20 protein-coding genes are annotated in these 23,112 nt (G+C 64.4%); 8 read left to right on the top strand and 12 right to left on the bottom strand.

Translation table 11 applies throughout. The features are described from left to right. Window positions 1-16: 16 nt before the first annotated feature. Both CupriaWKF_RS17680 and CupriaWKF_RS17675 read right to left on the bottom strand, forming a co-directional pair. Window positions 17-1,624, bottom strand: a complete 1,608-nt coding sequence (locus CupriaWKF_RS17680) for a BCCT family transporter (protein ID WP_276102072.1) — start codon at window positions 1,622-1,624, stop codon at window positions 17-19. A gap of 267 nt (window positions 1,625-1,891) precedes the next feature. Beyond that, complete coding sequence (locus CupriaWKF_RS17675) at window positions 1,892-2,977, bottom strand: tartrate dehydrogenase (protein ID WP_276102071.1); 1,086 nt, start codon at window positions 2,975-2,977, stop codon at window positions 1,892-1,894. A 101-nt stretch (window positions 2,978-3,078) separates the two neighbouring features. Between CupriaWKF_RS17675 and CupriaWKF_RS17670 the strand changes: the two genes are divergently transcribed. The 4 genes from CupriaWKF_RS17670 to CupriaWKF_RS17655 all read left to right on the top strand — a co-directional run bounded on the left by CupriaWKF_RS17670 (window position 3,079) and on the right by CupriaWKF_RS17655 (window position 6,915). Then, the gene (locus tag CupriaWKF_RS17670; RefSeq protein WP_276102070.1) at window positions 3,079-3,993 is read left to right on the top strand and encodes a LysR substrate-binding domain-containing protein; all 915 of its coding nucleotides are present in this window, start codon (window positions 3,079-3,081) and stop codon (window positions 3,991-3,993) included. Further along, window positions 3,990-4,976, top strand: a complete 987-nt coding sequence (locus CupriaWKF_RS17665; protein WP_276102069.1) for a PAS domain-containing protein — start codon at window positions 3,990-3,992, stop codon at window positions 4,974-4,976. Before CupriaWKF_RS17670 ends, CupriaWKF_RS17665 begins: the two co-directional genes overlap by 4 nt. A gap of 53 nt (window positions 4,977-5,029) precedes the next feature. Then, on the top strand, window positions 5,030-5,245 hold the full coding sequence (locus CupriaWKF_RS17660) for a hypothetical protein (RefSeq protein ID WP_276102068.1): 216 nt from the start codon (window positions 5,030-5,032) through the stop codon (window positions 5,243-5,245). Window positions 5,246-5,523: 278 nt separating this feature from the next. Continuing rightward, window positions 5,524-6,915: a hypothetical protein gene (locus CupriaWKF_RS17655; protein ID WP_276102067.1), complete on the top strand. Its 1,392-nt coding sequence runs from the start codon at window positions 5,524-5,526 to the stop codon at window positions 6,913-6,915. A 28-nt stretch (window positions 6,916-6,943) separates the two neighbouring features. Here CupriaWKF_RS17655 and CupriaWKF_RS17650 read toward each other — a convergent pair whose 3' ends face one another. The 7 genes from CupriaWKF_RS17650 to CupriaWKF_RS17620 form a co-directional block, all read right to left on the bottom strand. Further along, entirely contained in the window at window positions 6,944-7,852 is a 909-nt protein-coding gene (locus CupriaWKF_RS17650; RefSeq protein WP_276102066.1) for a carbohydrate kinase, read from the bottom strand. Window positions 7,853-7,940: 88 nt separating this feature from the next. Then, the gene (gene pgi / locus CupriaWKF_RS17645; RefSeq protein WP_276102065.1) at window positions 7,941-9,572 is read right to left on the bottom strand and encodes a glucose-6-phosphate isomerase; all 1,632 of its coding nucleotides are present in this window, start codon (window positions 9,570-9,572) and stop codon (window positions 7,941-7,943) included. Window positions 9,573-9,619: 47 nt separating this feature from the next. Next, the gene (gene zwf / locus CupriaWKF_RS17640) at window positions 9,620-11,101 is read right to left on the bottom strand and encodes a glucose-6-phosphate dehydrogenase (RefSeq protein WP_276103295.1); all 1,482 of its coding nucleotides are present in this window, start codon (window positions 11,099-11,101) and stop codon (window positions 9,620-9,622) included. A gap of 45 nt (window positions 11,102-11,146) precedes the next feature. Further along, window positions 11,147-12,058, bottom strand: coding sequence for an ABC transporter substrate-binding protein (locus CupriaWKF_RS17635; RefSeq protein ID WP_276103293.1), 912 nt, complete (start codon window positions 12,056-12,058; stop codon window positions 11,147-11,149). Between the two features lie 76 nt (window positions 12,059-12,134). Further along, window positions 12,135-13,157 carry a ribose ABC transporter permease gene (locus CupriaWKF_RS17630; protein WP_276102064.1) on the bottom strand — a complete coding sequence of 341 codons (1,023 nt, stop codon included), beginning with the start codon at window positions 13,155-13,157 and terminating at the stop codon, window positions 12,135-12,137. Between the two features lie 68 nt (window positions 13,158-13,225). After that, complete coding sequence (locus CupriaWKF_RS17625; protein WP_276102063.1) at window positions 13,226-14,800, bottom strand: sugar ABC transporter ATP-binding protein; 1,575 nt, start codon at window positions 14,798-14,800, stop codon at window positions 13,226-13,228. Continuing rightward, window positions 14,787-16,049 carry an ROK family protein gene (locus tag CupriaWKF_RS17620; protein WP_276102062.1) on the bottom strand — a complete coding sequence of 421 codons (1,263 nt, stop codon included), beginning with the start codon at window positions 16,047-16,049 and terminating at the stop codon, window positions 14,787-14,789. The genes CupriaWKF_RS17625 and CupriaWKF_RS17620 overlap by 14 nt, the downstream gene beginning before the upstream one ends. A 640-nt stretch (window positions 16,050-16,689) precedes the next feature. Between CupriaWKF_RS17620 and CupriaWKF_RS17615 the strand changes: the two genes are divergently transcribed. Next, on the top strand, window positions 16,690-17,064 hold the full coding sequence (locus tag CupriaWKF_RS17615) for a PHA-granule associated protein 4 (RefSeq protein WP_276102061.1): 375 nt from the start codon (window positions 16,690-16,692) through the stop codon (window positions 17,062-17,064). 165 nt (window positions 17,065-17,229) lie between these two features. Further along, a complete protein-coding gene (locus CupriaWKF_RS17610; protein ID WP_276102060.1) occupies window positions 17,230-17,433 on the top strand; it encodes a cold-shock protein in 204 nt (67 codons plus the stop codon). A gap of 144 nt (window positions 17,434-17,577) precedes the next feature. On the opposite strand, the gene CupriaWKF_RS17605 is transcribed toward CupriaWKF_RS17610, so the two are convergent. From CupriaWKF_RS17605 to CupriaWKF_RS17595, 3 genes are all read right to left on the bottom strand, one after another. Next, window positions 17,578-19,236 (bottom strand): protein kinase, encoded by a 1,659-nt coding sequence (locus CupriaWKF_RS17605; RefSeq protein WP_346348615.1) that lies wholly within the window; start codon window positions 19,234-19,236, stop codon window positions 17,578-17,580. 100 nt (window positions 19,237-19,336) lie between these two features. Beyond that, window positions 19,337-20,149, bottom strand: coding sequence for a formate/nitrite transporter family protein (locus tag CupriaWKF_RS17600; RefSeq protein ID WP_276102058.1), 813 nt, complete (start codon window positions 20,147-20,149; stop codon window positions 19,337-19,339). A gap of 131 nt (window positions 20,150-20,280) precedes the next feature. Beyond that, on the bottom strand, window positions 20,281-20,520 hold the full coding sequence (locus CupriaWKF_RS17595) for a hypothetical protein (protein ID WP_276102057.1): 240 nt from the start codon (window positions 20,518-20,520) through the stop codon (window positions 20,281-20,283). Between the two features lie 257 nt (window positions 20,521-20,777). Here CupriaWKF_RS17595 and CupriaWKF_RS17590 point away from each other — a divergent pair, with 257 nt between their 5' ends. Then, a complete protein-coding gene (locus tag CupriaWKF_RS17590) occupies window positions 20,778-20,978 on the top strand; it encodes a hypothetical protein (RefSeq protein WP_276102056.1) in 201 nt (66 codons plus the stop codon). Window positions 20,979-21,315: 337 nt separating this feature from the next. Continuing rightward, the gene (gene aspA / locus CupriaWKF_RS17585) at window positions 21,316-22,743 is read left to right on the top strand and encodes an aspartate ammonia-lyase (protein WP_276102055.1); all 1,428 of its coding nucleotides are present in this window, start codon (window positions 21,316-21,318) and stop codon (window positions 22,741-22,743) included. The last annotated feature ends 369 nt before the right edge of the window (window positions 22,744-23,112 follow it).

Here is a 23,112-nt window from a genome sequence, read left to right as displayed (position 1 = left end):
TCAAACCATCGGTCCATCAGACGTTGGCGACGACGGCTTCCCGGTCGGTGGTCGCGGCGGGGCTCTCGCCGTCCGGCCGGACGTCGGACTGGGCCGCCTCGATCAGGTGAGCCGGCGTGTCGGCGTGGTCCTGGATCAGCCAGCGGAACAGGCCGAACAGTTTGATGCCGAGGATGACCAGGAATGGAATGGCAGTCAGCACCACGGCTGTCTTCATGGTCTCCAGCGACGCCTTGACGAACAGCATGGCCAGCGGCACCAGCGTCAGCATCACGCACCAGAACACGCGGCTGGTCGGCGACGGGTCCTGTCCTTCCTTCAGGTTGCGCGTAGTGGTGGCAGCCACCGCGTAGGCCACGGCGTCGACGTGGGCGGCGAGGAAGACGATCATGATCGCCAGGTACACGGCCAGGAACACCTTGCCGGCCGGTAGCGCGCTCAGCAGCATTTCCACGGCCGTTTCGCCGCCGTGCTCCTTCAGGATGCGCGGCACGTCGATGGCGCCCGACATGAACTGGTGCATGCTGTAGCTTTCCAGCGCGCCGAAGAAGAACCAGCATCCGACGCTGCCGCCCAGCAGCAGGGCGTAGATGACTTCCTTGATCTTGCGGCCCTTCGACACGCGCGCCACGAACATTGCCACGCCCGGCGAGTACGACACCCACCACAGCCAGTAGAACACCGTCCAGCCGCGGCTGAAGGCGCCGTCGCCGGTGGGGTCGGTGAACAGGCTCATGTGCACGTAGTTCTGGAGCATCAGGCCCAGGCCGTTGACGATGTTGTTGCCGGAAAACAGGGTCGGCCCGATGGCGAACACGACGGCGGCCAGCAGCAGCGCGCCCCAGCAGACCATATGGCTCAGGCGCTGCATGCCGCCGTCGATGCCGATGTAGGCGCTCGCGGAGAACAGCACCGACACGCCGACGATCACGATCAGCTGCGTGACGAAGGTATCCGGCACGCCGAACAGGCCGGACAGGCCGCGCGTGAAGGTCGACGCCGTCAGCGCGATGGAAACCGTCAGCGCCCCGAACATCGTCAGCAGGAAGATCAGGTCCACCAGCCGGCCGACCGGCCCGGTGGCGCGAAAGCCCGTGATGGCCTCGATGATGGCCGCCAGGTTCAGCCCCTTGTTCTTGCGCACGTGGAAGTGGTACGCCATGGCCAGCGAGGGCAGGGCATACACCGCCCAGGCGCTCAGGCCCCAGTGGAAGAACGAGTAGCTGATGGAGTATTCCAGCGCCTCGCGCGTGCCGGTGGGCACGTTCAGGCCGGGCGACTGGTAGTAGTAGACCCACTCCATCACGCCCCAGTACATGGTCGACGACCCCATGCCGGCGCAGATGAACATGAAGACCCACGACAGCGTGGAGTACTCGGGCTTGCCTTCGCCCAGCCGCACGTTGCCGTACTTGCTGAAGGCCAGCGCCAGGCAGGCGATGACGCAGCCGAAGACGAAGATCTGCACCAGCGATCCAAAGGAGCGCGTGGACCAGTCGAAGAGTTGGGAGGCAGTGGCGGCCGCTTCGGCGGGCCAGCGGACCATGGCGATGACGGTGACCAGCACGGCGGTGAGCGTGCAGACGGTCAGGAATCCGTCGCGGCGGGGCGTGGATGTTTTCAAGTGGATCTCCTCCGATGCGTCTTGGCGCATAGGTGCTTTGTGGTGGAACTTGTCTACCCGGCGCGGTTGGGTCCGCGTTCTTGATTTGCTTTTTGTAAACCAATGGTTTACAGTAACCATTGGTTTACGCAAACTCTATGCAAAATCCCGGGGATGCACAAGCTCCGCGCTGAAAAAAACTGCATGTGTGCCGGATGGGCCTTCTCGCGGCAGGCGGGGGAGATGTGCCGCACGAATTCCGCGTCACGTCCTCCCGCGAATCCGGCGTCAGAGGGCGTCGGCGATGGCCTTGCCCACGTCGCTCGTCCCGGCCGTGCCGCCGGCGTCCGGTGTCAGCGGGCCTTCGCGCAGCACGGTCTCGATGGCGGCGAGGATGGCGTCATGCGCTTGCTTTCCTGCGGAACCTCCGAGGAAATCGAGCATCATCGCGCCCGACCAGATCATGCCGATGGGGTTGGCGATCTGCTTGCCGTAGATGTCCGGCGCCGAGCCGTGCACCGGCTCGAACAGCGAGGGGAATTTGCGCTCGGGGTTCAGGTTGGCCGAACCAGCCAGACCGATGGTGCCGGTACAGGCCGGGCCGAGGTCGGAGAGCAGATCGCCGAACAGGTTGGAGGCGACCACCACGTCGAAGCGCTCGGGCTGGAGCACGAAGCGGGCGCAGAGGATGTCGATGTGCTGGCTGTCCCACTTCACATCGGGGTATTGCGCGCCCAAGGCGGCGGTGCGCTCGTCCCACCAGGGCATGCTGACGGCGATGCCGTTGGACTTGGTGGCCGAAGTCAGCTTCCTGCGGGGACGCGATTGGGCCAGTTCGAAGGCGTACTTCAGGATGCGGTCGGTGCCGTGGCGGCTGAAGATCGACTGCTGCATCACGATCTCGCGCTCGGTGCCTTCGTACATGCGGCCGCCGACCGAGCTGTACTCGCCCTCGGTGTTTTCGCGGACCACGTAGAAGTCGATGTCGCCGGGCTTCCTGTTGGCCAGCGGGCAGGGCACGCCAGGCAGCAGGCGCACCGGGCGCAGGTTGACGTACTGGTCGAACTCGCGGCGGAACCTGAGCAGCGAGCCCCACAGCGAGACGTGGTCGGGCACCTTGTCGGGCCAGCCCACGGCGCCGAAGTAGATGGCGTCGAAGCCGTCGATCTGTTCCTTCCAGTCGTCCGGCATCATCTTGCCGTGGCGGAGGTAGTAGTCGCAGTTGGCCCATTCGAAGTGACGCACTTCGATGGGCAGGTTGAACTTGCGCGCGGCGGCTTCGACGACGCGCAGCCCTTCGGGGAGGACTTCATTGCCGATGCCGTCGCCGGCGATGGCAGCGATACGGAATGCATTCGGAGAAGGTTTGGTCATAGCGGTGTCTCGCTCGTGTCTGGTGGTCAGGACGCGATCGAGGATGCCGGGAAACCCCGCGCGGATCATCCGCGCAACCGTGGATACAGGAAACACGAATCGTGAACAATCTGCCCCCACTGGAAGACCTGCGGGTGTTCTGCCTGGTTGCCCAGCGCGCCAGCTTCGTCGCCGCCGCGGAGGAACTGGGCAGCTCGCCCGCCTATGTCAGCAAGCGCGTCAAGGCGCTGGAGCAGGCGATGGGCGCGCAACTGCTGCACCGGAGCACGCGCCAGGTGTCACCGACGGAAAACGGCGACCGCGTGTGCCGCTGGGCGCGCCACGTGCTCGACGAGATCGGCCAGTTGATGGACGACGTCTCCGCTGCCGGCGGCGCGCCGCGCGGGCTGGTGCGGATCGGCAGCAGCGTGGGCTTCGGCAGGCGGCATGTCGCACCGCTGATCTCCACGCTGTGCGAGCAGTACCCCGGCCTGGAAATCCGCTTCGACGTGTTCGACAAGCTGGTCGACCTCGTGGCCGAGGGGATCGACCTTGACATCCGCATCGGCAACGACATCGCCCCGCACCTGATCGCGCGCCGGCTGGCGCGCAACTGGCGGGTGCTGTGCGCGGCCCCATCCTATCTCGCGGCGCGCGGCGTGCCGCAGACGCTCGACGCGCTGACGGAGCACGACTGCCTCGTCACCAAGGAGCGCGACCATCCCTTCGGCATCTGGCGCATGACCGGGCCGGAGGGCGACCGCAACGTCAAGGTCGGCGGGCGCCTGTCGTCCAACCACGGGGAGATTGTCACGAGCTGGGCGCTGGCCGGGCATGGCGTCATGCTGCGCTCGGTGTGGGACGTCGAACCTGACCTCAAGGCCGGCCGCCTGGTGCAGGTACTGCCCGACTACCGCCAGGACGCGGATATCTGGGCGGTGTATCCTTCGCGCCTTTCCGGCTCCACACGGCTGCGCGCCTGCGTCGAGTTTTTCATGCGGCATCTCGGGGATGCCACCGGGGAATCCAGAACATGACAGAAAACAGCTTTGCATTCCGCCTCAAGGAACTGCTCGAACACAAGAAACTCACGCTGCAGGCGGTGGCGAACGCGCTCGACGTGTCGCGCCCGGCCGTCCACAAATGGACGAAGGGCGGTGAGATCGACTACGAGAAGCTGCGCAAGCTGGCGGCGTTCCTTGGCGTCAACTGGATCTGGCTGCGCTACGGCGAGCAGGCGCGGCAAGAGGCGGAAACATCGAGCGCGGTGGAAATCCCCATGACCGACATGCGCCGCCGCTACACGGCCGAGATCATGGAGAGCGAGGCGCGCATGAAGCTGGCGCAGGAGGGCGCGCGCATCGTCACGTGGGAATGGAACCTGATCACGGACGATGTTACCTACTCGTCCAACGTCGAAGCCGTGTATGGCTGGCGCATCGTCAGCAACGAGAGCTTCTGGAAGCATGTGCATGCCGATGACGTTCCCATGATGAACGCGGCCTACGAGGAATCGCTGCGCACAGGCCAGGCGCACGAGTTCGACTTCCGCCTGTACCAGCCCGACGGCGGCATCCGCTGGATTTCGTCCCGCGCCACACCGGTGCGTGAACTGGACGGGCGCATCGTCAAGATTGTCGGCATCAGCATGGACAATACCGCGCGCAAGCTCGCCGAGCAGTCGCTGCGCGACCAGCAGGCGCGGTTCCGGGCGGTGTTCGAGTTGACGTCGGAAGGCATGGCATTGCTGGACGGGGATTTGCGCTGTGAGTCGGTCAATGCGGCGCTGGTGGAGATGGTCGGCTGCGATGTCGGTGAACTGCTGGGCGGCGGGTTCGCCCGACGTTTCGCCGATGCCGGGGCGCGCCTGCGCAGGATGACGCATGCCCGGCCGCGGGTGGAGTTCGGCGCCGAGTTGCAACGGGGGGACGGAAGTGGGCTGACGGTGACGGTCCGCGCGATGCTGGAGCGCAGCGAGGACGGCGCGTCGTACTACGCGCTGGCGATGCGGGCGGCCTGACTGGCCTCGGGTCGCGGCGGGCCGCTTCCACTGCGGCGTCGACGCTGACAGAGTTGGCGGCAGAGTGCGGCCTGTCTCGCGGTTACTTTGCAAGCGCTTTTCGGCGTAGCACAGGAATTTCGGCGCACCGTTGGCCTCTGCAGCAGCGAGTCGAATTGGCCCTGTCGGCCCCGGGACCAACGCAGATTGGAAGAGACCGGAGATTATGCTTTTCACATCCCAACTGCCACGCGCTGATGCTATGGACGCCATGTGCAGTCCGATCGTGAGGCTCCTGTGCTCGACGAGGCTATAGAGCCTGTATCGCATCCAGTCATCCTCAATTTGTAAGGATGCGCCAGCATCGCCTATGCTGTCCCATGCGACAGGTGTAAATCTGCGCGAGACAGAATACCCATAAAAAACAAGAAGGGGAAAGTCCCCGAGACGGACCGGCGCCATGAAGCTGCGCGGTCCGCGCGATGGCGTTCGCCCGCGTCATGGGGCGGAGTGTTCGCAAGCGGGGTGATTGAAGTCTCGTAGGCGGGATACCCCCGCTGACAAAAGCATGGCAGATACTTTCCTGTTTAGTAGACCTTTCACATTTCTTGCCTGTCCGGGCATGGCAGAAGTCAGGGCCGGCGTCGATGCACTGGAAACCCTCCCCGGGCATTTGTTCTGGCTCGAGAACGAGGACTTCATCCGCCGGGTTCACGTGCCGGACTTCCTGGCGCAGAGCCGCGCCGCCCTTGAAGCCGTGATGCCAGGCGGGCCAGCGCTGGTTGATGCCTGGGCAGACGAGATCCGGCGCAGTACCAGCCTCCTGCCCGAGCTGCAGCGTCTGGATCCGGACGCGGCCGCCGCCGCGCACTCGTATTGCTATTGGCGCTACTCCGCGGACGTGCTCGGGCGCTCCCAGGGGATTCCCCGAAGCGTCATCGAGCGCCAGTTTGACCGCGCGGTGGCGCCGCGCGACGGTGCGCACAAGCTCCAGTGGATCTGTCCATGCTGCGACGGACAAGCCCACTACCAGGTCGATGGCTTGCTCGCGATGCAGCGGCCGGCGCGGCAGGGCGGGTTCTCTGTCGAATGCCGGCACTGCGGACATCAGGAACGGTTATACGCCGGCTTCCTGCATGCTGGTCGCCTGGAATGCCGCTGCAGTGTATGCGTGGGCTTCGTCCAGACACTGGCCGGCCAACTGGCCAGGCCAGCGCGCAAACTGGCTGCCAGTCTCGAAGAGTATGCATGGAAGCAAGCCACCGATACCGCCACGGAAATCCGCGAACTCAAGGAAGCCGCCGTGCAAATGCTGGCACGCGGCGACAGGCGGTCGGACAACGCAACGGCCTTCGCCCTGGCCCTTCAGTCCGGCCAGGACCGCCCCATCCCGGACGTTCTCAGCCAGCTGGATCCCACGCTCGAAGGCAGGCTCGACAAGAATCCACGAGCGTGGGCCCTGCTGTGCGAATTGCTGTATGAGGGCGTGCTGGACAGCGAATGCGCGATCTACGACCAGGACGGATACCAGCGCGTGGCGCTTGAGATTTCTTTATTGGAAGATGATCAGGTGTCCGCAGGGGGCACCGTGCTGGACGATCTCAACGTCTTGCTCAAGGGTTACCTTCCGACCGAGCGCGATGCATTCGTGCGCTGGCTGACAGCGCTGAAGCGGCTACGACTTTGCACCTCCAGGTTCAATGCCGCCGTTGACGTTTCCTGGAAACCCAACCTGGAGCATTACCGCATCGTTACTGCCAGACGACCAGATGGCAGGGACGTGTCGAGCCCGTATGCCAGCATCTCGCAGCTGCTCGCGCCCCGCGCGCGCCGCCCCGAACGGCCTGTGTATCTGGATGCCGAACTGGAGGCCGTGCAGTTGCTGAAAGCCCTTGGCTATATCGTCCTCAGTCCGGAGGATATCCGCTTGCAAAAAGACCATATGGAGGACATTTTTTGAGCGGCGCCGGCGTCATAGCGGGTGGCGGTCAGCCGGCCAGGCCCTCCAGTTCTTGCCGCAAGGGGGCGTATGCACCGGCATGGCTGGCAGCCACTGCCGCGGCGGCAGCGGCCTGGCGCGCCTGTGCCGCAAGGTCGGGCCGTGGCTCGGCCAGGAGCGCGGCTATCCAGCCGCCCATGGCGGCATCCCCGCAACCTACGGTGTCGGCAACGTTCACCCGGAACGCCGGCTGCTCCACCACGGTTTCGGACCGGATCAGGGTCAGGCCGTCGGCCCCGCGTGTGAGCATGATGGTGGCGTCCGGCGCCATGGCCCGCACCTGGGCGAGCGCGGCGTCCAGGGCCAGCGCCGGAAACAGGCCCGCCAGGTCTTCATCCGAGATCTTGACGTAGGCGGCCAGCCGCAGCATGTGCGCGAGCGCCTCGCCATAGCCCGGCGCATTCATCAGCTTGCGGTAGTTCGGGTCGAAGGCAATGCGCTTGCCGGCGCCGGCCGCCAGCGTGGCTTCCTTGCACAGGCACGCGGCCAGCGGCTGACGTGCCAGGCTGATGGAGCCAAAGTGAATGACTTGCGCCGCCTGGCGCCAGCCCTGCGGCAGCCGGGACGGGTCGAAATGCAGGTCGGCGCTGTCGTCACCCACGAAGAAGTACTGCGGAGGATGACGCGAAGCGACAAACGCCAGGAACGGCGAGCGTTCGACACGTTGCAGGAAGCGCATGTCCAGTCCGGCCTGCTCGCTGGCCCGGGCCAGTGCATCGCCGAACAGGTCCTGGCTGACCGCGCCGGCAAAGGCCGTGTCGATGCCCAGGCGCGCGCCGACGCGTGCCACGTTCCAGCAGGAACCGCCTGGCAGGCTGAGCCATGTTCCGTCGGCCTGGAGAACCATGTCGGTGAGAGCCTCCCCGAATACGACGTAGCGGGGCAAGGATTTGGACATCGATGACTCCTGGATCTGAGCCCGCGCGAACTGCGCGGCTGGATTGAATTGGGGAAGCGGGCGGCCGGGCTGCTGCGTCCGGCAGATATCAGTCCGGCGTCATGGCCCTGGCGCGGCACGCGCGGCGGATCAGCGCGGTTGTCGACGCGTCGTGCAACTGTCCCGGCGCACCTTCCAGTTCGCGCTCAATCGGGCGGGCCAGCATCTTGCCAAGTTCCACACCCCATTGATCGAAGGAATTGATGTTCCAGAGTGTGCCTTGCACGAATGTGCGATGTTCGGACATGGCGAGCAAGGCACCCAGGTGAAACGCATCCAGGCGCTGCAACAACAGGGTGTTGCTGGGACGGTTGCCTTCGAACACCAGGTGCGGCACCAGCGCCTCATCGATCTGCCCATCTGCGCGCACCTCGTCGGCGGTGCGTCCGCGCAACAAGGCTTCGCCTTGCGCAAAGCAGTTGGCCAGCAGCTTGGTATGGTGGCCGGGCAAGTCGCTGTGCGGTTGCAGGCAGGCGATGAAGTCCACCGGTACCAGCTGCGAGCCCTGGTGCACCATCTGGAAATAGGCATGCTGGCCGTTGGTGCCGGTGGTGCCCCATACCACCGCGGCCGAGCCAGCCTCCAGCGCGGCGCCGTCGTGCTGCACCGACTTGCCGTTGCTCTCCATTTCCAGTTGCTGCAAGAAGGCCGGGAGCAGTTCCATCGGCTCGCAATAGGGCGCCACGCAGCGGCTGCCTGCGCCCAGGAAGCTGCGGTACCAGACATCGAGCAGGCCGAGAATCATCGGCAGGTTCTGCTCGGGCGGCGCACTGGCGAAATGCCGGTCCATGGCCCTGGCGCCATCCAGCAGCAGGCGGAACCGGTCAAAGCCGATCGCCACGGCGATCGACAGGCCGACCGCCGACCACAATGAGAAGCGGCCGCCGACCCAGTCCCAGAACGGGAACATATTGACCGGGTCGATGCCGAATGCGGCCACGGCGTCGCGGTTTGTCGACACCGCCACGAAATGGCGGGCCAGGCTGGCCTGCGTGGCCCCGTGGCGCACCAGCCAGTCGCGCGCGGTGCGGGCGTTGGCCATGGTTTCCAGCGTCGTGAACGTCTTGGAACAGACGATCACCAGCGTGGTGGCCGGATCCAGGCGTGGCAGCTTGCCAGCCAGATCGCAGCCGTCCACGTTGGCGACGAAATGCATGCGCGGCGCGCATTCCGCATCCTGTACCAGGGCGCGGCACACCATGCGCGGCCCAAGGTCGGAACCGCCGATGCCGATGTTGACCACATCCGTGATGGCGCGGCCGTCAAAACCTGTCCATGCGCCGCTGCGCACTGCCTCTGCGAAGCGCTCCATCTGTGCTAGCACTGCCGACACGTCGGCTTCCACCGGCACGCCCAACGCCCTGTAGGCGTCGCCAGGGCGGGCGCGCAGCGCCATGTGAAGCGCGGCGCGGCGCTCGGTGGTGTTGACCGGCTCGCCGGCAAACATGGCGTCGCGCCGCTCGCACACGCGCGCCTGGCTGGCTAACTCGAACAGCAGGGCCAGGGTTTCCTCGTTGACGCGGTTCTTGGCGTAGTCAAGCGTCAGGCCGCAGGCCTCGGCCGTCAGGCGCTCGGAACGGACCTGCCCGTGCGGGCCCGCGAACCAGTCGCGCATATGGGTGTGACGAATCCTGGCGGCGTGCTCACGCAAGGCCTGCCAGGCAGGGAGGGATGTCGACATCAGGGCTGCTCCATGCAGTGCTCGGGGTGCGGTGATCGGGAATGCGGCTACATCTCTTCGTGCCAGGCCATGCCGTCGCGTGACAGGAGGGCGCTGGATGCCGCCGGCCCCCATGTGCCGGCGGTGTACAGCTTGGGCGCCGAGTTGGTGTTCTCCCATGTCTTGAGAATGGGCGCGACCCAGCGCCAGGCCTGGACCTGTTCGTCCCTGCGCACGAACAAGCCCAGCCTGCCGCGGATGACATCCAGCAGCAGGCGCTCGTACGCGCCCATGCGGCGTACGAGCCGACCTGCCTCCGGGCGCTGCAGATCCAGCGAGGCCGGCACCAGCGCTTGCGTGTCACCGGGCTGCTTGGCCAGGAAATAGAGCCGGATGCTCTCTTCCGGCTGCAACGTGATGACCAGCCGGTTTCCCGCCGGCGTCCCCAGCGGGCGCGCGAACAGGGCGCAGGGCACATCGTGGAAGTGGATGACGATCTCGGCCACGCGCGACTGCATGCGCTTGCCTGTGCGAAGGTAGAAGGGCACGCCGGCCCAGCGCCAGTTGGCAATTTCCGCCTTGATGGCGACGAAGGTCTCGGTCCGGCTCTCGGGCGGGATGCCCGGCTCCCTGACATAGCCAGGCACCGGGTCGCCCCCGGCCGCACCGCGGCAGTACTGGCCACGCACGACTTTCTCGGCGACTTCCTCGGGCCGGATCGGCCGGAGTGCCTTGAGGATCTTCAGCTTCTCGTCGCGGATGGCGTCTTCGGACAGGCTGGTGGGAGGTTCCATGGCCACCATGCACAGCAACTGGAGCAAGTGGTTCTGCACCATGTCGCGCAGCGCGCCGATGCCGTCGTAGAAATTGCCGCGCCGCTCGACGCCCAGCTCCTCGGCAATGGTGATCTGCACTTCCTTTACCCACTCGCGCCGCCATAGCGGCTCGAACAGGACGTTGCCGAAGCGCACCGCCATCAGGTTCTGCACGGATTCCTTGCCCAGATAGTGGTCGATGCGATAGATCTGGTCCTCGGCAAAGAACTTCGCCACCGCCGCATTGATCGCCTCGGATGATTCCAGGTCATGGCCAAGCGGTTTTTCCAGCACGACGCGGCTGCGTTGGCCCGTGAGCCCTACCCGCGCCAGCTGCTCGCAGATCCTGACGAAGAGGTGTGGCGCGGTGGCGAGGTAGCACACCACCACCGGCGCGGCGCGGGCATTCACCAGCTCGGCCAATGCGTCGAAGCCCGGCTCGGTATTGGCGTCGACCTGCAGGTAGATGATGCGCTCCAGGAAGCCCGGCCAGGACGATGCCACGACGCTGCCTGCCAGCGCGGGCAGTACCTCGTCGTTGAGCATGGCAAGGTAGGCTTCGTGGTCCAGCGGCTGGCTGCCCAGCGCGAGGATGCGACCTTGCGGGTGCAGTGCGCCTGCCGCATGCGCGTCGAACAGCGCGGGCAGGAGCTTGCGGCGGGCCAGGTCGCCAGTGGCGCCGAACAGTACGAAATCGAAATCCGGGGCCGGTGCGCCGGTCTTGGTGCTATCCATCATTTCACCTGGAAAGGTCTGAAGGTGTACGGGTATGGCCGGGCGCTATCTCGGTGCCGCCCAGCCCTTGTAGTCGCGGACATTGGCGCGCGTGACCAGCGTCGAGGGCAGCAGCACCACCGGCTTGGCAGGCCGCTGGCCGTTCATCATGCCGACGCCGAGCTGCACCGCGGTGCGGGCAATGGCCCACGGATCCTGGCTGGCCGAGGCCTGCACCAGCGTGTCGGCCTTCAGCGCCGCCTCGATGTCGGGTGCGCCGTCGACGGATGCGATCAGGATGCCGCGCCGGTTGAGCTGCCGGGCGGCCAGGTCGGCCCCGACCGCCTGCGGGTCATTGATGGTGAAGACCGCATCCACCTTGGGGAAGCGCGTCAGGTAGAGCTGCATCACGTTGAGCCCGCCTTCGCGCGATCCCTTGGCGTCCTGGTCGTCGGACAGGATGCGGATGTCCGGATGTTTTGCCAGCACCGCCTTGCAGCCCCTGACGCGGTCCAGCACGGCCGACACCGGCGGCCCGTTCTGGATGATGAGGTTGCCGCGGCCCTTGAGCTGTTCGGCCAGGAAGCCGCAGGCCAGCTCGCCGGCCTGGAGGTTGTCGGTTTGCACGGTGGCGTCCGCGCCCGCCGCGGCCACGTCCACCGCCACCACCACGATGCCCGCCTTCTTCGCCTTGCGCACGGCCGGTTCGATGGCGCGCGCGTCGGCGGCATTGATCAGAATCAGATCCACGCCGGCGACGATAAAGCTGTCGATGTGCGAGAACTGCTTGTTGAGGTCATAGTCGGCCGACAGCACGGTGACCTTGGCCTGCGGGTTGACCTGCTTCGCCGCGGCTTCGGCGCCTCGGGCCAGTGCCACGAAGTAGGGGTTGCCGAGCGAGCCGAGCGTGACGCCTACCTTCTTCAATTGCCGTGGCGCGGCAGCCGCGACGGTCCCAGTGGCCGGGGCTTGTGCCATGGCGCCGGCAATGCTGCACGCCCCAAGCGCGACTACCATCAGGAATTGCTTGATCACTTCCGTCTCCTGCGCGTGCTCAAGTGCGGGCCGAGCCCTTCTGGCGATAGCGGTCCAGTGCGACCGCGCCGATAATCACCAGGCCCTTGATGATGTACTGCCAGATGTCCGACACGCCCAGCAGCACCAGGCCGTTGGAGAGTGCCGCGATGATCAGCGCGCCGATCAGCGTGCCGCCGATGGAGCCGACGCCGCCAACAAAGCTGGTGCCGCCCAGGATCACTGCGGCGATTGCATCCAGCTCATAGGATTGCCCCAGCTGCAGGCCGTTGGCCGCGTACAGGCGCGAGGCGGACATCACGCCGCCAAGCCCTGCCAGCAGGCCGGACACCGCATAGACGAACAGCAGTACCCTCCACACCTTGATGCCCGACAACCGCGCCGCCTCGGCGTTGCCGCCCACGGCGTAGATCTGCAGCCCCAGCACCGTCCGGCGCAGCACGAACCAGGACACCGCGACCACGGCACCGGCAATGATCACCAGCCAGGGCACGCCCAGCACGTCACCATTGCCGATGAAGGCAAAACCGATGTCGGGGTTGTAAAGCGTGCTGTCATGTCCGGCCAGCCGCGCCAGCCCGCGCACCGCGGTCAGGCTGCCCAGCGTGACGATGAAGGGCGGCAGCTTCATGAAGGCGATCAGCGTTCCGTTCACCAACCCGAACAACAGGCCGCACAGCAGGGCGGCGGGCACGCCGAGCGCGGACAGTTGCGGCGTCAGCGAAGTCAGCATCGCCGCTACGGCCGAGATCGAGAGGATGGAGCCGACCGACAGGTCGATGCCGCCGGTCAGGATGACGAAGGTCATGCCGGCCGCCAGCACCAGGTTGATCGACGCCTGCTGCGCGATGATCGACAGGTTCTGCAGGCTGGCGAAGTTGTCGGTCAGCAGCGTGAAGCCGGCACACAGCAGCACCAGCACAGGCAGCATGCCCAGCGCCCGCAGGCGCTCCTGCGTGGTGGCGCCGCGGCGGCTGGCCAGCGTGCGCGCCGCGCCGTGTGAAGAAACTGCGTGTGCCGTCGGGTGGATCGAATTGCGCATGGTGTCTCCTGAATCTGTGTGGCGGTGCTTGCCGCCGGCCGTCTGTGCGGTCTCGGGGGATGGTCGGTTCAGTGCAGCGCGGTGGCTGGCGTTGGCTCGGCAGCACCGGTGGCGAGGGCGATGATGCGTTCCTGCGTGGCGGCGGCATCCGGGCAGGCGCGTACCTCGCCAACCAGCCGGCTTTCGCGCATCACCAGCACGCGATCGCACAGGCCTACCACCTCCGGCAGTTCGCTGGAAATCAGCAGGACGGCGACGCCGGAGCGGGCCAGCTCGTCGATGAGGCGGTAAATCTCGGCCTTGGCGCCGATGTCGACGCCACGTGTGGGCTCGTCCAGGATCAGCACACGCGGCTTCGTTTCCAGCAGGCGCGACAGCATCACCTTCTGCTGGTTTCCGCCCGACAACGAGCCGACATTGACGCGGGGATGCGCCACGCGAATGCCCAGCGAGCGGATGGCGTCGGCCGTGCGCCGGCGCGCGCTGGCACGATTGAGCCGGCCGCCGTGCAGCGCATCCCGTGCGGCGACGATCAGGTTGATGTTCTCGTGCACGCTCTGGTCAAGGAAAAGGCCCTGCAGCTTACGGTCTTCGGTCAGGTAGGCAATGCCGGCGTCGATGGCCTGGCGCGGATGGTGAATGACCATTGGCGAGCCAGCGAGGTACACCGCGCCGCTGGTGGGCGTGTCGGCGCCAAAGACCAGCCGCGCCAGTTCCGTGCGGCCCGCCCCGACCAGGCCGGCCAGGCCAAGGACCTCTCCGGCACGCAGGTCGAAGCTGCAATCCCGCACGCGCCGCCCGTCAGACATATTGCGCACGGACAGCACAATGTCGCCCGCTTGCGTTTCGCCATGCGTCTTGGTGTAGAAGCCCGACAGGTCGCGGCCGACCATCATCTTGACCAGCGCCGCCTGGGTCAGCCCGGCCTTTTCCAGGGTGCCGACGTAGCAGCCGTCACGCAGCACGGTGACGCGGTCGGCCAGTTCGTCGATCTCGGCCATGCGGTGGCTGATGTAGATGATGGCCATACCGTCGGCCCGCAACTGGCGGATCAGCGCGAACAGGCGGTCGGTCTCGCGGGTAGACAGCGGAGTGGTGGGTTCATCCATCACCAGGATGCGGTTCTCGAAATGCACCGCGCGGGCGATTTCCACCAACTGGCGCTGGGCGATCGACAGGCGCTCGACCAGGGTCTGCGGCGTGAAGTCCGCGCCGAGCCGGGCCAGCGTGGCCTCGCAGGCCCGTGCCATGGCGGCGCGATCCACCATGCCGTGGCGGTGCAGGTGGCGTCCCAGGTAGATGTTCTCGGCCACGCTCAGGTTGGGCGCCAGGCTCAGTTCCTGGTAAATCACCGCGACGCCGTGGGCGCGGGCCGCGAGCGGGCCGTCGATGACGACCGGATGGCTGGCAATGCGGCACTCGGCACCATCGTCGGCGATATAGGCGCCCGCGAGGATCTTCATCAGCGTCGACTTGCCGGCGCCGTTCTCGCCCATCAGCGCGTGGACCTCGCCGGGATAGATCGTCAGCTGGACATTGCTGAGCGCCTTGACGCCGGGGAAGGTCTTGGAGATGTTGCGCATCTCCAGCAGCGGCGCCGCAGCGGCGTGCCGTGGGGCGGTGATCGTGTCAGACAGTGGCATGGCTGGCCTCCGGAACCATGGCGGACGCGCCCTTGAGCAGTTCCGCACGCGGCGAGAAGTTCATGAACATCGGCAGGGATGCAGCCCCGACTGCGCCGGCGTTGGCCCCGAAGCAGCCGCGTACGATGCGCGCGGCTGGGCGTGCCTCCGGGGCGCTGTCGTCCAGCACCTGCTGCAGGCGCTCGATCAGCGTAGCCATCAGGCCGCCGTCGATATCGGCATCGAAGATCACCAGCGGCACGTCCAGCACGGCCAGCGCGGATTGCAGCGCAGGGGCCAGCGCGTCCACGCAGTCATCCACCCATTCCGCCACGGCCGGGTGCTTCAGTTCCACCTGCCGTTGCAGATCGGCATGGACGTGCACCGTCACACCGTGGTGGCGCAGGTGGCGCGTCAGCGCGTTGAGCGAGGCGCGCGAGATCAGGATGTCCCGCCGGCGGCCCGGCATTGCCGGGGCGGAGGACAGCGTGCTGGGCGGCACCGGCATCATCGCGATGTCGCCGGCATTGCCCGAGACCCCGCGCACGCAGTCGCCGTTGAGCACCACGCCTGCGCCGATGGCCGGGCCAAGGAAGACGTAGAGAAAGTGCTGGGCATGGTGACGGCCGTAGAAGAGTTCGGCCACCGCGGCCGCAGTGCCGTCGTTCTCGCCGAACACCGGCAGTCCGGTGGCCGCCGCCAGCATGGCGGGGAAATCCGCCTCGTCCCAGGCGCGAAAAGTAGCCTGGAAGGCTTCGCCCTGCACGTCGAGTTCACGCAGCCACGCGCCCAGGTTGTAGGGTTGCGCAACGCCAATGCCAAGCAGGCGCTTCTGCTCGGCCGGGGTGAGCAGGGCGCGCATTTCGTCGATGTCGCGGCGCACCAGCTCAAGCGCCTGGTCGGGGTGGGGCAGCACCATCTGGTGCGCGCGGCTGGCCAGTATGTGGCCGGCAAAGTCGACCATGACGGCCTCCATGCTGCCGCGGTCAAGCCGCACGCCAATGCCGAAGGCCCCCTTGGGCTGCAGGCGGATCAGGCTGGCAGGCTGTCCGCGCTGGCCTTCCACGCGCCGCCCCGAAAGCTGGACCAGGCCCTCGTCGGTCAGTGTCTGCACGATGCTGCCGACGGCGGTATTGGTGAGCTGCGCCATGCGGGCCAGGTCTGCCTTGGATGCTTCCCCGGCGCGACGCAGGGCCAGCAGCAAGGCCCGCTCGTTGTAAAGGCGCAGGCTGGCGGAGTTGACGCCACGGCCTGCCTTGGATGCGTTCATCTTATCTCCGGTCCGGTGTGCTCCAGGTCTGTGCTCCTGGGCATCATTAATTAATTCATGTTGAATTAAAGAACAGAGCAAGGAAGAACTCAACTACGGGGAAACCCTCGGGGCCGCTTTTGAGGCCGCCAAAACGGGGTGGATTCGGGGTTACTCGCACTCTTCGCGAAATCAGGCGGTGTTCGCGGTTGAGGCGGTCCAGCACCGCGCAGCGTAGTGTGTCCAAAGCGCGGATGGCGGCCGACATAGAAGGCGACGATACCGATTACGCTCTCCAGCCCGAGAGGCCAATTTCGCAGCTCCCACGTGCCATGAGAGATGGCAATGGATCAGTCTGCTCGGATCGGGTTGTAGCACCCAGCCTTTCAGAAATTCGGGAAGTTGAGCCGATTCGCCACGCTTCTACTAAGCTGATTCAGTGCCTATACCCTATTGACTTAGATTTTTCTTACGTCAGAATTAAGGAAAGCTTTGGTCAGGGAATCAAAGAGACGCTGAACTGTTCCCTGTGGTTTCAAGCGCGGTGATCCGAGGCATGGACAGGAAGATGCCTCTTAGTCATTGGAAAAGTGAACAGAACATCATCATCCAATGGGGCATACGGCGGTTCGTACGCGAGTGTTTTTGAACGGGGGCAGAAATGACGACGGCACGGGCTGGAACCAAAGGGGAGGCCATCAGACTCCTCGAAGCGGCGGGCGTAGGACTCATCGACCTCGATTATGAGACTGGTTGGCAAGACGCTTCTGAACTTAGTCATCTGGGCGAGAAATCCGGCGTCCGCGTAGAGTACCGTGGCCATGAGAGTATCGCCGTCAGCTCGCCGGCGGCACTTGTTGCCGGCTTGAAGCGCCCCAAGCTAACGTTCCGTCAACGCAATCTCTATTGCCAGTTTGTGTTGAGCGAATTGACTGCGAATGAACTGGCAGCCCTGGAAGCGAAAGCCATGAGGCTTGGCGACTACATCCTTGCCGGGCACCTGCTGCGGGACGCCGATACGTTCTGGGTCGAGTAACCCCGACGCAAAAGTAATCCCTCAGGCCCCGAAGGCTTGGCATCAGCACACCTCTTTGGCTATGCTGCAAGTTCGCGACGTCATGCTGCAATGGGCAGTTGCGACAAATCCCAACGATGGAAGCAGTCCCAGCACAATCTGTGCGGATCAAATTTTGAGGACGAGATGGCAACTGGCACTGTAAAGTGGTTCAACAGCGAAAAGGGCTACGGATTCATCACGCCGGACGATGGCGGCAAGGACTTGTTTGCTCATCACAGCGAAATCCAGGGTACTGGATTCAAGGCACTGGAGGAGGGCGCGAAGGTAGAGTTTGAAGTCACGCAAGGCCAGAAAGGCCCACAGGCTTCAAATATCCGCAAGCTATGACCACCTGAGTACGCTGAGCAGCCCGAACGGCAAAAAAGCCCTTCTCTAATTGCGAAGGGCTTTTTGTCTGTTGGTGCGGGACAAGGATTGGGAAGACCGGAGGAAGCGGCGCGCGTGCCGGTCCGGAACCTGGCCCTGAGATTGTCACCGGCCGGTAATCAGCAGCCCAAGCAAGACCACCACCGAGAGGCCGAGCACGAATGTCAGCGCCTGCCAGAAGCGCAATGGATTTCTCTCCATCAGTGGTGGAGTCGCGCGCTGCCAGAGTGGCTGGGCAGGGATGTGCAATGCCTGAATAAACTCGGACATCGTTTCATGCCGTTTCAGTGGATTGGGATGCAGTGCCTTTCGCACAGCTTCATCGACCCACACTGGCAGATCGGGGCGTAGCTCGCGCAGCGAAAGGTAGCGCAAGCGCCGAAAGTTCGAGCGATCGCGCACCTGCGTCACCTGCAATCCATACGGCAGTTTTCCGGTCAGCATCTGATAGGTCAGTGTCGCCAGCGAGAACAGATCGGATGCCACAGTGCCACCGTCTCCAATCAAGTATTCAGGAGCGGCGTACTGCAGTGTGCCGACTGGTTTATCGGGGCGTGGATTCCGCGTGCCTTCGGCCAGCCCTGCCACGTGTACAGTCCCAAAATCCATGATCCTGACCGTGCCGGACCGATCGATCATGGCATTCTCCGGACGCAGGTCCTGATGCAGCATCTCGCGTCGATGAAAGGCCTGCAACCCGACTGCCAACTGGGCGACGATCGCGCGTACCGCGTCCAGGTCCGGTGATGGATGATCGATCATCCATTGCCCCAGGGTCTGGCCGTCGACATACTCCATCGCCACGTACAGGTGCTTGCGCTGCCGGTCTGCAATGTGTGGCCTGACCACGTGCTGGTTGTCAACGCGTCTGGCCACCCATTCCTCTAGCAGGAACCCGTCGAGATGCGCCGCATCTTCGTATCGGTCCACGGCTGGGATCTTCAATGCGACAAACTGGCCGCTATCATCGTCCACTGCCAGATGCACATGGCTGCGGGCACTGGCATGAAGCTGCCGAACGATCGTGTAGCCCTCGAACTTCATGCGGGGCGCAAGAGGCGGCGGCAGGGCGAGGCGTTCGGCTTGCATGCGCGCGCTCGCCGCATCGAGTTCCGGCAAGGCATCGACGCGCGCGATTTGCACCGTCACGTTGTCCTGGCTGCCTCTTTCGATCGCAACCGCGGCCAGGGCTTGCGCGGCGCGCTGCAGATCGCCGGCACTGGCGGCCAGCGCCCGGTGGACATCCGCGGCGTCCAGATGCTCGTAGGCGCCGTCGGTGGCAAGCAGATAGACTTCGCCGGCTTCCAAGTCCCAGGCGCGATAGTCAATCTCAACGGACGGACCCGTCCCCAGGGCACGACCCAAGTAAGCTTCCGACGCTGAAACGCATATCCGATGATCGTTGGTCAGCTGCTCCAGCGTATGGCGGTGCAACCGGTAGACGCGGGTATCGCCAACGTGCACCAGGTGAGCCTCCCGCGCCTTGAAAATGAGCGCGCTGAAGGTGCATACGTAGCCCCGGTCGCTGTCGAAGCGGGCATCGCTGCGCCGGGTCTGCGCGTGCAGCCACGAGTTGATGGCTGCCAGCACGCGCTGTGCTGATCGCCGCACTGTCCAGGCTTCGGATGTGCAATAGTAATCCTCAAGAAAGGTTCGCACGGCCGCGGCGCTAGCCACCTGGCTCACCGCGCTTGTACTGATGCCGTCCGCCAGTGCCAGCGCGATTCCCTTCGTGACGCGCTGGTAGCCGGCCGGTTGTGTCACGCCATGAAAGTCCTGGTTGACTGGTTTCCGGCCCGCCTCAGAGTGCTGGCCAACGCTGACGCAGAGTTGCCCGTGCATTCGCTTCGACCAATGTCACCGATCAGCCGAGAACGCGTTTTGCCGCCGTCTTGTAGTGCGTGCTGTATAGCGTGGCGCCGACGAACGTCAAGCCGCCTACAAGGTTGCCCAGGACAGTCGGAATCTCGTTCCAGATCAGATAGTCCATGATGGTGAAGTTGCCGCCCAGCATGAGTCCAGACGGGAACAGAAACATGTTGACGATGGAGTGTTCGAACCCCATGTAGAAGAACACGAGGATGGGCATCCACATGCCGATCACCTTTCCCGATACCGAGGTCGACATCATTGCAGCCACCACGCCCGTCGAGACCATCCAGTTGCACATCACAGCCCGGATAAAGAGAGTCAGCATGCCAGCGGCACCGTGTGCGGCATAGCCAATGGTGCGGCCTTCGCCGATGTGACCAATCTTCTGCCCGATCGCGTTGGGTGCCTCGGAAAAGCCGAAGGTAAAGATGATGGCCATGAATACAGCCACGGTGAAAGCGCCGGCGAAGTTGCCGCAGAACACAAGGCCCCAGTTCCTCATCACGCCCTGCCAGGTAGCACCCGGGCGCCGATCCAGGACAGCCAGCGGTGCCAGCGTGAATACGCCGGTCAACAGATCAAAGCCGAGCAGGTAGAGCATACAAAAGCCCACGGGGAAGAGCAGGGCGCCAACCAGGGCATTGCCGGTATTGACGGTAATCGTGACTGCGAATGCGGCAGCCAGCGCAAGGATGGCGCCAGCCATATAGGCCCGGATCAGCGTGTCGCGCGATGACATCAACAGTTTGGATTCTCCGGCGTCGACCATCTTGGTCACGAATTCGGTGGGGGCGAGATAGGCCATTGGGTATTCCTCTCCGTTGCTTCGTTGGCGCACAAAAGACAAACGGCGTCTTTCCCACGCCATACACAGTCAGCGGGGAAAGGACGCCGTTGTCCTCGGTTTCTACAGGGGTTCGAAAGGGTACGAACTATTTACCGCTTGCCAGCGCGGCGCTTCAGCGACGCTGGCAGCAGGCCGTCATCGGCCTGCTGCCGGATCCAGTCGCATGTTCCATGCCAGCGAAGCGGAGCAGCTTCGGAAGATCGCCTTGCGTTGGTGGTGCAGAGGCGGCCCGCTTTTGGTGCGCCCTGTGGATCGAATGCAATCGTGGTGCAGGAAAGCCTGGCGGCGGCGCAGGGCTTGTGGCAGTGCACCTCGCCTTCAATCATCATGTTCGTGCCTGTGATGCTATTCTGAGTGATGCTTGGAGCACTCGCGGTCCAAGCCCACTCAGCGAGCAGTACGCTGCCTCAAAACATGGAGCTTGATTCCAGCGCCGGGAGCGATTAGTCTCAATGCTCGGTGTGCGCCCACCCAGCGCGTCCTCGCACCGATTTCACGCATTGCCGTTTCCCTCTTCGTCCGTGGAACTCTCTCCACGGGGCAGCAGTCGTAGTTCCTTTTTCCGACCCCGACAAAGGAGGCCGACATGCTTAGTCCGCATGAAATCGCCGCGCTGTTACTGCTTGGCGATGCACAAGACATCGATGATCTCGAACCAGAACAACTGGATGGGTTGCTGGTTCATAAGCTCGTGACGATGGAGCATGGCCATGGCGGCGCCAATGCCCACCCTCGCTTGACAAGTCAAGGGTATTCCGTGCTCGAAGCCATGCGTCGTATGCAGTAACTTGGCGACAATCGGAGTCCAGGCATTTCGGTCGAGTCGTGGGGCTGCTGACTTGGGCAGCGCACGACTTCTTTCGAGCGGTCCCGCATGGCTCACCACACAAGGGCGGCGATTGCATGCGCTGTCGGCTTGGCGGATACTGACTTCGGGGAACTCTCTATGGTTACCCGATTTCTTCCTGGACGTTCCGCGGCTCTTTCCCATCCGGACGAGGGCTGTTCTTCGAAGGTGTCGGTGTAGGTCGGGTACGTCCGGTATGGCGACGACCGTCTCTTATTCCTGATGGTCTGCCAGCTTCGCCTGCATTGCTGAATTGATCCACGTGAGGAGTGTGACCATGACAGCCGGACTCGTCAGAACCGAGCATGACCTTCTGGGCGATCGTGAAGTTCCTGTCCAGGCCTACTATGGCGTACATACGTTGCGGGCCGTCGAGAACTTCCCGATCACGGGTACCCCGATCTCCATCTACCCTGAACTGATCAAGGCGCTGGCCGCGATCAAGCAGGCCGCGGCGCAGGCCAACCATGAACTCGGACTGCTCGATCAGGCACGCTGCGATGCCATCGTCGGCGCCTGTCAGGAGTTGATTGCCGGAAAGCTGCATGATCAGTTCGTCGTCGACGTGATTCAGGGAGGCGCCGGCACCTCGACCAACATGAACGCCAACGAGGTAATCGCCAACCGGGCGCTCGAACTGCTCGGGCACCAGAAGGGCGAGTACCAGTACCTGCATCCAAACGAGCATGTGAACATCGGCCAGAGCACCAACGACGTCTACCCGAGCGCGCTGAAGGTCGCTACGTGGTTCGGCATCGTCGGCCTTGTGGACGCCATGGCGGTGCTGCGGCGGGCCTTCGAGGACAAGGCGGAAGCGTTCGCCCACATCATCAAGATGGGCCGCACCCAGTTGCAGGATGCCGTGCCAATGACACTCGGCCAGGAATTCAGCACCTACGCCGTGATGCTCGGGGAAGACGAGTCGCGCCTGCGCGAAGCCGCGATGCTGATCTGCGAGATCAACCTCGGTGCCACCGCGATCGGCACCGGCATTACTGCGCATCCGTCGTATGCACCGGTGGTGCTGCGGCGCCTGCGTGAAATCACCGGCATCCCGCTGCAGACCGCCCCCAATCTGATCGAGGCCACACAGGACTGCGGTGCCTTCGTGCAGCTTTCCGGCGTGCTGAAACGCGTCGCCGTGAAGCTTTCCAAGACGTGCAACGACCTGCGGCTGTTGTCCAGCGGACCGCGCGCCGGACTGGGCGAGATCAATCTGCCGCCGATGCAGGCCGGTTCCAGCATCATGCCCGGCAAGGTGAATCCCGTCATTCCCGAAGTCGTGAATCAGATCGCCTTTGAGGTCATCGGCAATGACGTCACCGTCAGCTTTGCCGCGGAGGCCGGCCAACTCCAGCTCAATGCGTTCGAGCCGATTATCGCGCACAGCCTGTTCAAGAGCGTCAGCCATTTGCGCAACGGCTGCCTGACGCTCGCCGAGCGCTGCGTCAAAGGCATCACTGCGAATGCTGACCGGCTGCGGGCCACTGTCGAGAACTCGATCGGTGTCGTGACGGCGCTCAACCCGTACATCGGCTATGCAAACGCGACGGCCGTTGCGCAGGAAGCGCACGCCACAGGCGGCAGCGTGTATGAAATCGTCTTGCGCAAGGGCTTGCTGTCCAAAGAGGAACTAGACCGCATCCTGCGCCCCGAGACGCTAACCCAGCCGGTGCCACTGGACTTGCACGGGAAGTCGCACTGAGCAAGATGTCCGTGTTGGCAGCTGCCGACCCATCTCAGGCATCTTGACCGCAGTATCCAGAACCTGATCCTCACACCCACCGGTCAGTGGCACGAGCACGAGCACGCTGCCCAGAACCCGTGATCTGGCTCGATGTGCCGCCGCCGACGCGGCTCACACGCTCCCAGCGCAGGCCTCGAGCGTGCTGCAATTGCTGAATTAACCCGTCTGAGTGCATTTCATTCAATCCCTCCTGAAGTGGGGCATTGTTAAGACAATCTGGCGCCGATAGTGCACCACAGTGGAGCGCGAGCCGGAAGCGAACCTGTCTGCGGGCGATTGCGGTATCGCTCGGGGGGGCGCTTCGTGGCCCGTCCGGTACGCGCACGA

The organism is Cupriavidus sp. WKF15, assembly GCF_029278605.1.
In the GTDB taxonomy this organism is placed as follows: domain Bacteria; phylum Pseudomonadota; class Gammaproteobacteria; order Burkholderiales; family Burkholderiaceae; genus Cupriavidus.
This window is presented reverse-complemented; position numbering and strand designations above follow the sequence as displayed.